Source organism: Heyndrickxia shackletonii (genome assembly GCF_001420715.1).
Lineage (GTDB): Bacteria > Bacillota > Bacilli > Bacillales > Bacillaceae_C > Margalitia > Margalitia shackletonii.
In genome coordinates, this window is record NZ_LJJC01000004.1 from 1,505,173 (window position 1) to 1,520,641 (window position 15,469).

The 15,469-nt window shown below is 34.9% G+C and carries 14 protein-coding genes and 1 other annotated feature (1 of these 15 cut by a window edge); of the genes, 11 read left to right on the top strand and 3 right to left on the bottom strand.

Annotated elements, in window-relative coordinates:
- Positions 1-166, top strand: a binding site (T-box leader); it begins 46 nt to the left of the window's first position.
- Between the two features lie 47 nt (positions 167-213).
- Complete coding sequence (gene tyrS, locus AN964_RS07115) at positions 214-1,476, top strand: tyrosine--tRNA ligase (RefSeq protein WP_055739010.1); 1,263 nt, start codon at positions 214-216, stop codon at positions 1,474-1,476.
- Between the two features lie 196 nt (positions 1,477-1,672).
- Positions 1,673-1,960: a DUF202 domain-containing protein gene (locus AN964_RS07120; RefSeq protein ID WP_055739011.1), complete on the top strand. Its 288-nt coding sequence runs from the start codon at positions 1,673-1,675 to the stop codon at positions 1,958-1,960.
- A 203-nt stretch (positions 1,961-2,163) separates the two neighbouring features.
- Here the strand turns inward: AN964_RS07120 and rpsD are convergent, their stop codons facing one another.
- On the bottom strand, positions 2,164-2,766 hold the full coding sequence (gene rpsD, locus AN964_RS07125; RefSeq protein ID WP_055739012.1) for a 30S ribosomal protein S4: 603 nt from the start codon (positions 2,764-2,766) through the stop codon (positions 2,164-2,166).
- Positions 2,767-3,179: 413 nt separating this feature from the next.
- Here rpsD and AN964_RS07130 point away from each other — a divergent pair, with 413 nt between their 5' ends.
- The gene (locus tag AN964_RS07130; RefSeq protein WP_055739013.1) at positions 3,180-4,586 is read left to right on the top strand and encodes a sensor domain-containing diguanylate cyclase; all 1,407 of its coding nucleotides are present in this window, start codon (positions 3,180-3,182) and stop codon (positions 4,584-4,586) included.
- A gap of 32 nt (positions 4,587-4,618) precedes the next feature.
- Here the strand turns inward: AN964_RS07130 and AN964_RS07135 are convergent, their stop codons facing one another.
- Positions 4,619-5,098 (bottom strand): GAF domain-containing protein, encoded by a 480-nt coding sequence (locus AN964_RS07135; RefSeq protein ID WP_055739014.1) that lies wholly within the window; start codon positions 5,096-5,098, stop codon positions 4,619-4,621.
- Positions 5,099-5,304: 206 nt separating this feature from the next.
- Here AN964_RS07135 and refZ point away from each other — a divergent pair, with 206 nt between their 5' ends.
- The 7 genes from refZ (at position 5,305) to rarD (ending at position 13,444) form a co-directional block, all read left to right on the top strand.
- A complete protein-coding gene (refZ, locus tag AN964_RS07140; RefSeq protein WP_055741168.1) occupies positions 5,305-5,937 on the top strand; it encodes a forespore capture DNA-binding protein RefZ in 633 nt (210 codons plus the stop codon).
- A gap of 215 nt (positions 5,938-6,152) precedes the next feature.
- The gene (ezrA, locus tag AN964_RS07145; protein ID WP_183101954.1) at positions 6,153-7,844 is read left to right on the top strand and encodes a septation ring formation regulator EzrA; all 1,692 of its coding nucleotides are present in this window, start codon (positions 6,153-6,155) and stop codon (positions 7,842-7,844) included.
- Positions 7,845-8,035: 191 nt separating this feature from the next.
- Positions 8,036-9,187 carry a cysteine desulfurase family protein gene (locus tag AN964_RS07150; protein WP_055739015.1) on the top strand — a complete coding sequence of 384 codons (1,152 nt, stop codon included), beginning with the start codon at positions 8,036-8,038 and terminating at the stop codon, positions 9,185-9,187.
- Complete coding sequence (gene thiI / locus AN964_RS07155; protein ID WP_055739016.1) at positions 9,184-10,392, top strand: tRNA uracil 4-sulfurtransferase ThiI; 1,209 nt, start codon at positions 9,184-9,186, stop codon at positions 10,390-10,392. Before AN964_RS07150 ends, thiI begins: the two co-directional genes overlap by 4 nt.
- Positions 10,393-10,500: 108 nt before the next feature.
- Complete coding sequence (locus AN964_RS07160; protein WP_055739017.1) at positions 10,501-10,695, top strand: alpha/beta-type small acid-soluble spore protein; 195 nt, start codon at positions 10,501-10,503, stop codon at positions 10,693-10,695.
- 128 nt (positions 10,696-10,823) lie between these two features.
- Positions 10,824-12,404, top strand: coding sequence for an acyl-CoA synthetase MbcS (gene mbcS / locus AN964_RS07165; RefSeq protein WP_055739018.1), 1,581 nt, complete (start codon positions 10,824-10,826; stop codon positions 12,402-12,404).
- A gap of 122 nt (positions 12,405-12,526) precedes the next feature.
- Positions 12,527-13,444, top strand: coding sequence for an EamA family transporter RarD (gene rarD, locus AN964_RS07170; protein ID WP_055739019.1), 918 nt, complete (start codon positions 12,527-12,529; stop codon positions 13,442-13,444).
- A gap of 95 nt (positions 13,445-13,539) precedes the next feature.
- On the opposite strand, the gene AN964_RS07175 is transcribed toward rarD, so the two are convergent.
- Positions 13,540-14,334: an NAD kinase gene (locus AN964_RS07175; RefSeq protein ID WP_055739020.1), complete on the bottom strand. Its 795-nt coding sequence runs from the start codon at positions 14,332-14,334 to the stop codon at positions 13,540-13,542.
- A 111-nt stretch (positions 14,335-14,445) separates the two neighbouring features.
- Here AN964_RS07175 and sppA point away from each other — a divergent pair, with 111 nt between their 5' ends.
- Positions 14,446-15,456 carry a signal peptide peptidase SppA gene (gene sppA / locus AN964_RS07180; RefSeq protein WP_055739021.1) on the top strand — a complete coding sequence of 337 codons (1,011 nt, stop codon included), beginning with the start codon at positions 14,446-14,448 and terminating at the stop codon, positions 15,454-15,456.
- The last annotated feature ends 13 nt before the right edge of the window (positions 15,457-15,469 follow it).

The following is a 15,469-nucleotide window of genomic DNA, read 5'->3' on the forward strand; positions in this document are numbered from 1 at the left end:
GAGAGCCGGTGGGTGGTGTAAATCGGTATATATAGAAAAGATGAATTACATTCTGGAGCTTTTGCTGTGAAGGTTAGTAGCAGCAAACGGTTGAATTCCGTTAAAGTTTTTGAGTGGAGAATTTTTTTCTCAAGTTGGGTGGTACCACGATAATTTCGTCCCTTCGTTATGTAACGAAGGGGCTTTTTATTTTTCAAAGGAGTGATTATGAGGATGAACTTATTAGAAGATTTACAGTGGCGGGGTATTGTTTATCAGCAAACAGATGAAGAAGGCTTACAAAAAACGTTAGATGAAAATAAAATCTCCCTATACTGCGGAATCGATCCGACGGCAGATAGTATGCATATCGGACACTTGCTTCCTTATTTAACATTACGTCGATTTCAGCAGGCTGGTCACCGTCCAATTATTTTAGTTGGTGGTGCAACAGGGTTAATAGGAGATCCGAGTGGAAAGAAGGAAGAAAGAAAGCTGCTAACTATTGAAAATGTACAAGAAAATGTAAATGGTCTTAAGAAACAGCTTAAGCAAATTTTTAACTTTGAAGGCGAAAATGCTGCTGTAATGACCAATAACTATGATTGGGCAGGCACCATGAATCTTGTTTCCTTCCTACGTGACTATGGAAAATACATTGGTGTTAATTACATGCTTGCGAAGGATACTATTTCATCCAGATTAGAAACGGGAATATCCTATACAGAATTCACTTATACCATTCTGCAGGCTATTGACTTTTTACATTTATATCAAAACTATGATTGTAAACTACAAATTGGCGGAAGCGATCAGTGGGGAAATATCACAACTGGTTTAGAGCTTATCCGCAAAGTGGAAGAAGAGGGAGCGAAAGCATACGGTTTAACGATTCCGCTAGTAACAAAAGCAGATGGAACAAAATTCGGTAAGACGGAAAGCGGAACTGTGTGGCTAAATCCTGATAAAACAAGTCCATATGAATTCTACCAATTCTGGATTAATACAGCAGATGCTGATGTGGTGAAATACTTAAAATACTTTACATTCTTATCTCATGAAGAAATTGAGGCATTAGCAAAATCTGTGGAAGAGGAACCGCATTTGCGTAAAGCTCAAAAAGCTCTTGCGGAGGAAATGACACGACTAATTCACGGTGAAGCTTCATTGCAGCAAGCATTAAAAATCACGGATGCACTTTTCAGCGGAGATATCAAAAACTTAACTGCAACTGAAGTCAAGCAAGGCTTTAAAGATGTTCCTTCTTTTGATCTTCCAAAGGATAGTGATTTAAATCTTGTTGATATATTAGTGGAAGCAAAAATTGTACCTTCTAAGCGTCAAGCACGGGAAGACATTCAAAATGGAGCCATCTATATCAATGGTGAAAGAAATAATGATGTAGGCTATATATTATCGGAAAGTGACCGTATTGAAGGGGAATTTACCGTTATTCGTAAAGGGAAGAAAAAATATTTCCTCATCAAGTTTATTTAATTGAAAAAACCAGCAGAATAAAAAATCTGCTGGTTTTTATGTGGAATGAAATAATTTGTATTTTATAGCATAAGGATATTTGTTCGTAAGTGTATAGAGTTGAGGATAAATGATTGATTCCTCAACCAACTTTTTACTCTTAAAATGTATCGATTTTGGCATACTATACACATCCTTCAGAAAAAGGAGCAGTAGTATGAGCGGAAATACTAATGTATCAAATAAAAATACAGCATCTCCAAGTGAATTATTAGCTATGGAAAGAACAAAACTAGCCAATATTCGGACCCTGTTAGCCTATATTCGTACATCTTTAACATTCTTTGCAGGTTCAGCAGCGTTAATAGAGTTTTTTGATAAGAACATAAAGTTCGAAATTACAGCGTACATATCCATTACACTAGGAGTAATTCTTCTTTTGATTGGTTTTTTTAATTATTACCGTTCAAAAAAGATGATCAAGGAAGTGCAATTGAATAAATAATAAGTATTTCATTATACACTCATGAATTTAGCTTTTTAAACAGGGAAAATAATTAATAATTTCACCCAAATATGTGTCCGATATTCCCACAAAATCCTTTTAACTAATTATCAGAGAATAAAATAGAAAAACAAAAAACCTAGAAATGTTGATATAACAACATTTCTAGGTTTTTTAGCATTGCTATTGAATAAGCAATTTAATTAACGAGAGTAGAACTCTACGATGAATGATTCGTTAATTTCAGCTGGTAATTCAGAACGTTCTGGTAAACGAGAGAAAGTACCTTCAAGCTTATCAGCATCAAAAGTAACATAATCAGGAACATAGTTTGTTACTTCAATTGCTTCTTTAATGATAGATAAGTTGCGTGATTTTTCACGAACGCTGATTGTTTGTCCTGGTAATACGCGGTAAGATGGAATATCAACGCGTTTGCCATTCACAAGAATGTGGCCGTGGTTAACAAGCTGACGAGCTTGACGGCGAGTACGAGCTAAACCAAGGCGATAAACAAGGTTGTCTAAACGAGACTCAAGAAGAATCATGAAGTTTTCACCATGCTTACCTGGCATTTTACCAGCTCTTACGAATGTGTTATGGAATTGACGTTCGTTAACTCCATACATATGGCGAAGCTTTTGCTTTTCTTGCAATTGCAAACCATATTCAGATAATTTCTTACGTTGGTTAGGACCGTGTTGTCCTGGCGCGTAAGGACGCTTTTCTAATTCTTTACCAGTACCGCTTAGTGAAATACCAAGACGGCGTGATAATTTCCAACTTGGACCAGTATAGCGAGCCATGAATGACTCCTCCTCTTTGTTTTTATTTTGTTGTAAAATAAAAACAGATGTGAACATCCATTATGTGTATGATGTTTTCATGTACCATCGCCCTAGCAGCTAAGGGTTACACGATACACCACATTCTAGAGTTTGCGATTAGAAAACTCCTAGAACGGGAACAAAATACGCTCATAAAGTTGTCCGCACAGGCTGCATTATTTTACACAAATTTCATTATATGTTTCTAATACAATAAAGTCAAGGCGAATTAAAAGAAATTATGTATTCTGAAGCGATTTTATTTATGGGAAAATTTCCTTAAACTTTTATTCAGTTCTGTGCAAATCGAAATCATTAATAGTATAATAGTACTATGAAAAGTGTTAATTTTTCTTTAACAATAAAAGGATTAGATATATAGGTGATTGTAGATGGACATGAATAATGAAAGTTTATATAAGGAATTATTTAGAGTAACAGAAAAATTCCATTCATCTATGGATGTAGAGAATGTTCTCTCTGAAATTATTTATACTCTTAGACGTGTATTTCCAAAATTCGAGTATAGTTTGATGATATCTAATGATAATGACTACAATCAAGATTTACCTGTTAAACCATTGCAATATGAAAGTTTGGATGATAGGGCCATGCAGGCATTTGTAAATGGTTCCATTCAAATTGATACAACATGTGATACCCATTTGACAAGATTATATTCACCGTTGCACGGGAAACAGGGAGTATATGGCGTCCTTGAGGTTATAACATACGCCTCATTTATGTTTAAGCCAAACGAGATTGAATTTATCCGCCTGCTTGCCAATACTGCCGGCAGTGCAATCGAAAATGCAAAACTATATCAGCAATCCAGAAGTTTAATAGAGGATTTACGATTAATTAATGAAACATCCCATGTCTTAAATGGCAGTTCCAGCTTAAATGAGACCACCCAATTTTTAATAGCTCAAATTTCCAAATCTTTTCATGCAAATACAATTGCTTTTATATTTGTTAACGAGGATAACACAAGTTTAATACTTGAGGGAAGCAGCCAATTTTTTTCATCTTCAAAAGGCAAAGATTATATTCAATTTGTCTTTGATTCCTTAAATAAACAGAAAGATTCTATTCTCATAAGTGATATGAATGGGAGAATATTGGGTCAGCCTTTATCCTACTTATCGATGATGGCAGTTCCGATGTTGGAAGGTAATTCGTTAAAAGGTTTCTGTATCGTTTTACATGAGCAGCCATATTTTTTTACATTTGATAAATTTAAATTATTCCAATCCCTAATCCACCATTCTACTATGGCAATTTCAAATTCCATTTTGCGAGAAAAATTAGAGAAGATGGTGATTACGGATCAATTGACGCAATTGTTTGTGAAAAGCTATTTGAATAATCAAATAAAAAAATCTATGACGAGTGATAATGAAGGCACCTTTATTTTATTGGATATTGATAATTTTAAGGAAGTAAACGATACGTATGGTCATCAAGTAGGGGATGATGTGCTTGTTCAAGTAGCTAATTTAATCTTAGAAAATATTCGATTAACGGATATTGGTGCAAGATGGGGAGGAGAAGAATTAGCGATCTATCTTCCTGGTGTCTCTTTAAAAGCTGGAGCACAAATTGCTAAACGATTAGTAAAGGCAGTACAAGAAAAAACAAATCCACAAATTACGGTTTCATGCGGCGTTTCTTATTGGAACAAAAAAAGGCAAGATGAAGCAAAAAATTTGTTTAATCGAGCAGATATTGGCCTATATGATGCCAAAAATCTTGGAAAAAACCAAGTAGTCATAAAAGAAGAATATCAAATTATGTAAAAAGCCATCATTTTGATGGCTTTTACTTAATTTTAAAGATATTTAACCAATACTTCTACAAACCTGCCTAATTGGATTTCGTCCACCTCGTCGAAGCGATTGGTAATAGGACTATCGATATCAAGAACACCTATCAATTCTTCATTTTTAATAATGGGAACCACAATCTCTGATTGGGATGCTGAATCACATGCAATATGGCCAGGGAATTGGTTAACATCTTCTACTCTTATTGTCTTTCTTTCTGCAATAGCAGTGCCGCAAACCCCTTTACCAAAAGGAATTCTAACACAGGCAGGCAGTCCTTGGAACGGCCCGAGCACTAATTGATCATTCTCCACTAAATAAAAGCCAACCCAATTAATTGTCTCTAAAAATTGATTTAAAAGAGCGGAGGCATTGCTTAGGTTTGCAATTCGATTTGGCTCATCTTCAATCAGAGCCTCTAATTGCTTTATGACAAGCTGGTATTTCTCTTCTTTTGTACCTTGATATGCACTTGCATGAAACATGATATTCACCCTATTCTTTAGCAAAATATTTTAAAACTCAGCATTTCTCGTCAATATCAATGAAAAGTGTCGATATTTATTTATAGGAAAAATGCATATTAGCTAGAAGTGTATAAATAATAAATATTTTTTGAACTGCTTCTTTTTAGGAATAGCATATTTCAAGTAAATGTACAAGGAAAAAGTATGAAATGAGGGATTCCGTGATGAAATCAGCTCTGTCGACAAAGGAGACAATTTTGAATTCAGCAATTTTATTATTTAATACAAAAGGATACGATGGAACTTCGATTCGAGATATATCAAACAAGGCAAATGTAAATCCTGCAAATATTTCTTACTATTTTCATAATAAACAAGGTTTGCTTGAAGCATGTCTTGTGTACTTTTTTGAACATTATTTAAACTTTTTGGAAGAAGAAGTGAATTTGATCGCGTTGGAGAACCGTAAAGAATGTTTAAACAGAGCTATTTATAAGATATTAGAATTTCAAGGAAAAAATCACTTTTTAACAAGATTTGTTTGGAGAGAAATATCGATTGACTCACAAGTTATTAGGGAAATTACTTCATCCTATCTAATGAAGGAACGCTACTTATTTAAGCGTCTATTAGAGGAAGGAGAAGGAAACAATGCTTCCATCTATATGAAAATAATTCAATTGAAGAGCATGCTTACAATGCCATTTTTAAACAGTCAATATTTAAGGGAAGTTCTGCATATATTCCCTCAGGAAAAATATTTTATTGAAAAATATTATCTTGTTCTAAAGGAATGGATTGATCAAATAACTGTAGAAAAAAAGGAAACGGCAAACCAGCCAATACCAACACCGTGATTTAAGCGGTGTTTTTTTGACCATATTTAATGCGATATTCGAACTCTTTTTTGTAAAGGGCGAAAATTTTGTGTAAAAATCCTTCTCTTTTTGCAAAAATTAGCGAATTTAATAGTCAAAAATTGTCGTTACATGGTATCATAAATACATCATACATAAAATAACAAAATCGTTAAAATAGATGTATTTCGGATAAACAGGAGGCTTATGGTCATATGATGTACGGCATCATCAGTATAATTGTACTTGTACTTATTTTATTAGTGATCGGTTTTATTATACGGAAAAAGTATTATAAAGAAATTGACAAGCTGGAGGCTTGGAAAATTGACATTATGAATCGCCCAGTATTAGATGAACTGGGAAAAGTAAAGCAATTAAACATGACTGGACAAACAGAGGAAAAGTTTGAACGTTGGAGAAAGTCATGGGATGAGATTGTCGCCGTGCGGCTTCCTGATGTGGAGGATTATTTATTCGATATTGAGGAGTATACAGATCGATATCGTTTCAAAAAAGCAAAAAGTGAGCAAGCAAAGATTGAAAAGGTTTTACAGGATATTGAAGAAAATATAGAGACGATACTTTCCGAATTAAGCGAACTAATTGGCAGTGAGGAAAAAAACAAAGTTGAAATAGAGGAACTGCAGCAAAAATATAAATCAATAAAAAAACACTTGCTCATTCATAGGCATACATATGGAAAGTCTATTAAACAATTGGAAAATAAACTTGAGGAGATAGCAGAGGGCCTTCAAAAGTTTGAAGAATTAACGACGAACGGAGATTATCTGGAAGCTCGCGAGCTGGTAATTGGCTTAACTTCCGGGATGGAGGAATTTGAAGAAAAAGTTGAAAAACTACCAGATTTATTAACAGAAATAGAAACCGTTTTGCCATCTCAAGTGAATGAAATCGAAGAAGGCTATAAGGAGATGTCTGAACAAGGATTTATTTTGGAACATCTGCAGCTTGAAAAAGAGATAGAACAACTAAGAAAAACTTTAGTAACTTATAGCAGCTTTTTAGAGAAAACAGAGATTGCAGAAGTTGAAAAAGGCGTACAAGAGATAAAAGAAAAGATCGAGATCTTATATGATCTTCTCGAAAAGGAAGTACATGCAAAGCATTATATTCATCAGCACCAAAATAGCATTATAAACATATTCGACAAATTAAAAGAAGCAAATCAAAAAATAAAAGCGGAGACCGAAATTGTTCAGGAAAGCTATCAGTTATTGGAAGGGGAACAGCAAATTCCGGTTAATTTTGAAAAGGAATTATCTCAGCTAATGAAGAGATATGAAATGCTCGAAGCAAGATTAAGGGAAGAGAATTCCGCTTATACACTTCTTAGTGAAGACCTAAAGGAAATCAAAGATTTAATGGAGAAAATTGAGAAAGAGCAACAAGAATTTACGGAGCACCTGCAAACTCTAAGGAAAGATGAACTGGAAGCACGTGAAAAGGTGCAAGATTTAAAGAGAAAAATAACAGAAATGAAGAGAAATATTTCCAAAAGTAATGTCCCGGGGCTGCCTAACGATTATCAATCAGTTCTGGAACAAGCAATGGAACACATACAGGATGTGTTTGCGAGCCTAAATGAAAAACCTTTAAATATAATCTCAGTACAGCAGCACTTAAATAATGCAGTAGATACAGTAGATCATTTAAGCGGAAAAACAGAAGATTTGATTGAAAGTGTTGTTTTAGCGGAAAAGGTAATTCAATATGGCAATCGTTATCGTGCCCGTTATCCAAAGGTTGCAATTGGTTTACAACATGCGGAAGAAGCTTTTAGAAGCTTTGATTACCGGGCAGCTCTTGAAGAAGCTGCAACAGCAGTAGAAGAAGTGGAGCCTGGCGCATTAAAACATATTGAAAGTTTATTGAACGAAGAATAATAAGGACAAAAGCGGAGTGCTGCTTTTGTCTTTATTTTTTTATGCATAAAATGCTATGGATGTCATACGAACATTCCAATAGGAAAATAAATCTACTTCATTTTCAATAGTCGTAATTTATGATAAGATTTATTTTTGTTAACGTTTTTCCTATTAGGACTTTTCATATTAAATAAATGAAGGTGTATTTCATGATATATTTCGATAATAGTGCTACAACAAAGCCATATGACGAGGTAATCAATGCTTTTGTAAAAATATCAACTCAGTTTTTTGCAAACCCGTCTTCCTTACATGACTTAGGTGGTCAGGTAGAAGAGCTTTTAAAACAGGCCAGATTGCAAATAGCTAGTCTATTACAGGTAAAGTCAAACGAAATTTTCTTTACTTCAGGTGGAACGGAAGGGAATAATTTAGCAATTAAAGGAACCGCATTGCAGTATGCTTCCCGTGGGAAACATATTATTATTTCAGGAATTGAGCATGCTTCTGTTTATGAAACTTGTGAGCAATTAAAATCATTGGGATATAAGATAACTTATTTATCTGTTGATTCAAATGGACAAGTAAATGTTGAGGATCTGGAGTCCGCGATAACAGAAGAAACGATACTTGTTTCCATCATGCATGTAAATAATGAAATTGGGGCTATTCAACCAATTGAGGAAATTGGAAGCATCCTGAAAAACTATCCAAAAGTATTATTTCATGTAGACCATGTACAAGGATTTGGAAAGGTTCCACTAGACCTGTATAAGGCAAATATTGATTTATGTACGATTTCAGCACATAAATTTCATGGACTGAAAGGAAATGGTCTTTTATTTAAACGTGATGGGATAAGAATTTCTCCCCTTTTAACCGGTGGCAGCCAAGAAGGGAAATTGCGTAGCGGTACCGAGAATACAGGTGGGATTGTAACCATGGCAAAAGCCATGCGGATGATAGAAGATAAGAGGAAAGAAAAAGGTGCAGAGCTTCTGCAGATCCGCGATTATTTAGTGGAACAGCTCGGCCAAATACCGCAAGTTCAATTAAATACAAAACCATCTGTTTCCGCACCACATATTATTAATTTCTCTGTCGTTGGTTTACGTGGAGAAGTTATTGTTCATGCACTTGAAAAGGAAAAGGTATATGTTTCTACTACAAGCGCTTGCTCATCAAAGCAGAGAAAACTCAGCAGAACATTATTATCGACAGGAGTTCCAGAAAGCCTAGCAGAAGGTGCAGTAAGAATCAGCTTGTCATATGATAATACAATGGATGAAGCGAAGGTCTTTATCCAAACCCTACAACAAATTTTAGAAAAATTAAATATGGTAATGAGGGATTCAAAATGAAATATGACCGTATATTAATCCGTTATGGAGAATTATCCACAAAGGGTAGAAATCGTAAGCATTTTATTACCCATTTGAAAAGAAACATTCGTGAAGTATTAAAGGATTTTAAAAATATTCATATTCAAGGTGGACATGATCGTATGTACATCTTATTAAATGGTGAGGATAGTGATCCAATTATGGAGAAACTAACCTCAGTCTTTGGTATCCAATCCTTTAGCTTAGCTGTTCGTACAGAAAGAAATATTCAAGATATTCAGCGAGTAGGATTGTCTTTAGTCGAACAAATTTTCGAATCGGGAAAAACATTTAAAGTATCAACAAGACGCGGCGACAAATCGTTTGAATACGATACGAATGACATTAATCATGCGGTTGGAGGGCATATATTACAAAATATAGAAAATATTAAAGTGGATGTGAAAAATCCGGATATTAATCTTCTTGTTGATGTCAGACCTGATGCTATTTACTTATCATGCGAGGTCATTCAAGGCGCAGGAGGACTTCCAGTTGGATCATCCGGTAAAGCGATGCTCATGTTATCCGGCGGAATCGACAGCCCTGTAGCCGGGTATTTAACAATGAAGCGAGGGGTTCAAATAGAGGCAGTTCATTTCCAAAGCCCTCCTTTCACAAGTGAACGGGCAAAACAAAAAACGATAGATTTAGCAAAGAAAATCTCTGCATTTAGCGGCTATGTAAAAATGCATTTTGTTCCGTTTACAAAAATACAAGAAACCATTCACAAGCATATCCCTGAAGGATACTCGATGACAGCGACCAGAAGAATGATGCTTAGAATTACAGATGAAATAAGAAGAAAAAATGATGGATTAGCGATTGTTACAGGAGAAAGTTTAGGACAGGTAGCAAGCCAAACGCTTGAAAGTATGATAGCGATAAACGATGTAACGGCAACACCAATTTTAAGGCCGTTAATCTCAATGGATAAACTGGAAATTATTGATATCGCAAAAAAAATCGATACATTTGATATTTCAAGTTTGCCCTATGAAGACTGTTGCACAATCTTTACCCCGCCTTCTCCTAAAACAAGGCCGAAACTTTCTAAAATTCAATATTATGAAAGTGATATTGACTTCGACACATTAATAGAAGAAGCTGTGAATAATGTAGAAACAATTATTGTTAGCAGTGAAGACCCTATTAAAAGCGAACAGTTTTCTGATTTATTGTAAATAGAAATTATAGTAAAAATTAATTATACAAGGAACAATTACCATACGTTTCGTTGTATGAAGGCATGTGTTTTTGCAAAATCTATACTCACAAGGAGGTGAAAACACATGCCAAACAATAATCAATTATTAGTAAATGGTGCTGAGCAAGCACTTGACCAAATGAAATATGAAATTGCAAACGAATTTGGTGTAAACCTTGGAGCAGATACAACTTCACGTGCTAACGGTTCTGTTGGTGGTGAAATCACAAAACGCCTTGTTTCTATGGCTGAGCAACAACTAGGTGGACGTATTCAATAATTAAATAAAGTATGGATAAAGGAGTGGGCAATGCCCGCTCCTTTTTGCTCTTCTTCGATTTAATAATTTCAAATTTTTAAATTATTATGTATAATGATATAGAAGAATAATGTTTAGGGGGAGTTTGGATGAGGCGTGAGGATTTATTAGCACCGGAAAAGTACAATATAGTAGAGGAAGTTGAAAGGTTTGCAAAAGATCCTTCCAGAATAGCAATCAAATGGGAAAATGAACAAGGAGAAACAAGAGAAATTACCTATTCCAATTTAATGAAAAATGTGAATAAGATTGGAAACATTTTCTTGAAGTCCGGACTTCAAAAGGGCGACGTTATTTTAGTAATGGTTCCAAGATTAATTGAAGCATATGAGATATACCTTGCCGCCTTGAAAACCGGAATTGTGGTAATTCCAAGCTCCGAAATGTTAAAAGCAAAAGATTTACAATATCGCATTCAACATGCAGAGGTAAAAGGTATTGTAGCCTATTATCCATATATCGAGCAGTTTAATGATATCGAAGATTTAAAGGATATATTAAAATTTGTCGTTGGGAATAAAACAAATGATTGGAATTCCTTATATGACTTAATGGAGACTTCCTCGGAACATTTAGAAATTGGTGATACATCGAAAGACGATATGGCATTTTTATCCTATACTTCCGGAACTACCGGTAATCCAAAAGGTGTCGTACATACCCATGGATGGGGATACGCTCATTTACGCACGGCAGCTCCGAATTGGTTGTGCATCGAAGAAGATGATGTAGTATGGGCGACAGCAGGGCCAGGATGGCAAAAATGGATTTGGAGCCCGTTTTTATCAGTCTTAGGTTCAGGGGCAACAGGCTTTGTTTATAATGGGAAATTTGAACCGAAAACATATTTAAATCTTTTAGAAAAATATAAAGTAAATGTGTTATGCTGTACACCAACAGAATATCGTTTAATGGCGAAGGTAGACAATTTGAATGAATATCAATTGTCAAATTTACATAGTGCAGTATCTGCCGGTGAACCATTAAACAGAGAAGTGATTGAGACTTTTATGAGATATTTTAATATAACTGTAAGAGACGGATACGGCCAAACGGAAAATACCTTGCTTGTTGGGATTACGAAGGAAATGGATGTCAAACCGGGTTCAATGGGAAAACCAACACCCGGGAATACTGTTGAAATAATTGATGATAACGGAAATCCGTGTGAAGTAGGGGAAGTTGGAGATATTGCAGTTCATATTGAAACACCTGCATTATTTAAAAATTATTATAAAGATCCTGAACGAACTGCAAAGCAATTTAGAGGGGAATACTATATTACCGGTGACAGGGCAAAGAAAGATGAGGATGGTTATTTTTGGTTTGAAGGTAGATCTGACGACATTATCATCAGCTCAGGATATACAATCGGACCATTTGAAGTGGAAGATGCTCTTGTCAAACATCCATTTGTAAAGGAATGTGCTGTTGTCGCAAGCCCCGATGAAATTAGAGGAAATATCGTGAAAGCCTTTATAGTCCTTCAGGATGGTATGGATCCAGAGCATCCTAATTTAATCAAAACATTACAGGATCATGTAAAAGCATTAACTGCACCTTATAAATATCCGCGCCAAATTGAATTTATTAACGAATTGCCGAAAACAACATCAGGAAAAATTCGTCGCATTGAATTACGTCAACAGGAAATGGAAAAGGTGAAATAAATTTTTGATAAAAAGGTGGACGGTTTATATACTGTCTGCCTTTCTTTCATTTATAATATTAGAGTTGAGAAACGAGTATATATTACATCATCGACTCAGAACTAGAAAAGAGGAGAAGAGAAATGATGCAGAATGAAAAAAAGGGAGTTTTTTATGCCGCTTTTTCCTATATCTTTTGGGGAGTATTACCTGTATATTGGAAATGGCTGCAGCATGTATCAGCAGATGAAATATTAGCGAATCGAATTTTTTGGTCTTTTGCTTTTATGGTCATTTTACTAATAGTGACAAAAAAGTGGAAAAAGTTCGTAGAAACAATAAAAAATTTAAAGACCAATCGAAAAACTGGTTTATCTCTTACAGTCGCTTCCATTCTCATTACAATGAATTGGTTCATTTATATTTGGGCCGTGAATGCTGATCATATTGTAGAAGCAAGTCTGGGGTATTATATTAATCCATTAATTAGTATTTTATTAGGTGTTTTTGTTTTAAAAGAAAGGCTTAATTATGTGCAAATTATTTCCTTTCTTCTTGCAGCGATTGGGGTAATAATTCTCACTTTGTCATATGGTCATTTTCCTTGGGTTGCCTTTAGTTTAGCATTGACATTTGGTTTATATGGGTTAGTGAAAAAGGTTATTAAAGTTGATTCTTCAATTGGTTTAACTTTAGAAACAATGACAGTAACTCCTTTTGCAATTATTTTTCTCATTTATCTTTCTTTAAAGGGGAACCTGTCGATATTTTCAGGATCTTTAGGAACGGATCTTTTACTAATGGGAGGGGGGATTGTAACTGCCACTCCATTATTGTTTTTCGCAAAAGGTGCACAAGTAATACCAATGTATTTGTTAGGCTTTTTACAATATATTGCTCCAACCATCATGCTCATCCTAGGTGTATTTTTTTATAATGAACATTTTACAAAAGCACATATGTGGGCTTTTGTATGTATTTGGGCAGCCATTATTATTCTATCTGCATCCAATGTATATAAAAGCAGTAAATGGAAGAAGCCTAACAGCATTAGCGCATGAATCTGGTAATTATTTTAGAATTAGACGAAACCTTCCATCCGGTTATTCCGTATAAAAAGCAATCGGAAATATACCCGATTGCTTTTTATACATAATTACAAGAAAGTTCTCCTGACTTTCTCCCAAAAGGAATTGTCTTTTAGTTTTACTGTTTTTATTTTTTTGTCACTTAGCTTGATTTCTACTTTATCGACATGGCGAATACTTAGAGCTTCATTGTCCATTCCCATTAAGGGATATTCGTTTCCGTCTCCGGTAATCTTTAAGGTAAGTTTGCGACTGCCATCGAGAATGAAGGAGGAGCCTAAAGTTCTATATCTGTTATTATTTAACGATGCTATTTCACTTACTTGAAGACACGGTAGCATTGGGTCAACAACAGCTCCATTCACAGACTTATTATAAGCAGTGCTTCCAGTAGGAGTCGCAATTAGCATCCCATCGCCGCGGAACGTTTCAAAATGAAGATCATCAATGAATACATCCATTACAAATGTTTTGATAATCCCGGAACGGATGCTGAATTCGTTTAAACAATAAAAGGATCCTTGATCATCAATATTAGCGATGAGAACGGGATACCTTCGAACTTCGATTTTTTCTTGGGTAATGGCGTCAATCATGTCGGAAACATGTTCAAGCTGAAAATCACAATATAATCCAAGCTCATTTTTTGTAGTTATTCCCGCATAAAGACAATCCTGACGGAAATTCGTTTTTCTTACTGCTTGAAGAAAGGTTCCATCTCCTCCGATGCTTATTATGATGTTTGCATCGTTTGGATTTTGAACAATTTGAAAGCCATACCTTTCGGCTAGTTCAAATAAAGCAAATATTTTTGCATCAGATCGTTCTTTATGAAAAAAATAAATGTGATTACGTTCCGTCATAATTTTACCTCATTTCACAAGTCTAAATTAATAGTAATATTAGTGTAACAAATTATATTTAAAAAATCATTTCATCATACATATGGTATAAAGCTAGAAGGAGGATGAAGAATGAATAAAAAAAGATGGGCGGCACTAGGAATTGCTGCTGCTTTATTTGTAGTATCAATTATTGTTAATTTTGCTATTACTGCCTTTACAACTGATTTTTCCAGCCTTTTTGATAAGGCTTTTACAACCCCGGAACAAAATTTCACGGAGGATGTTATGAAGGATGGAAAAAGCACTAAAAAAATCGCTGTTTTAAATGTCAATGGTGTGATTCAAGATTCCGGAGGTGCAAGTTCCTTATTAAATAACGGAAGCTTTAATTTTCAAGATTTTATGGATCAATTAAACTATGCAAAAGATGATAATAATGTAAAAGGCATTATCATTCGTGTGAACTCACCTGGCGGAGGGGTAGTAGAGTCGGCGGAAATTCACGACAAAATTGTTCAAATCCAAAAAACAACGAAAAAACCCGTTTATGTTTCAATGGGTGCTACAGCAGCATCTGGCGGTTATTACATATCTACCCCAGCGAAAAAAATATTTGCAAGCCCTGAGACACTTACAGGTTCACTTGGTGTTATTATGGAAGGGGTAAACTATGGAGAGCTTGCAAAAAAATACGGAATTAACTTTATGACCATAAAAAGCGGACCATATAAGGATATCATGAGTCCATCACGTCCTATGACAGATAGCGAGAAAAAAATCCTCCAAAATATGGTCAATGATTCTTATGCCGGGTTTGTAAAGGTTATATCAGAAGGGCGAAATATTCCGGAAAAACGAGTACGTGAATTAGCAGATGGGCGAGTTTATGATGGAAGACAAGCGAAAAAACTAAATTTAATAGATGACTTTGGTTATTTGGATGATGTTATCAATAATATGGAAAAGGATTATCATATACAAGGAGCACAAGTAGTTCAATATAGTTCAAATTTTGGATTAAGCTCCTTGTTATCCATGACAGCACAAAAAATGGCTGGCAAAGATGCAGAATTGTCGGGATTGATGCATTTACTAGCCCAACCAAATGCGCCAAGATTAATGTATCTTTATTCGAAATAAGGAGGTGGGCAGA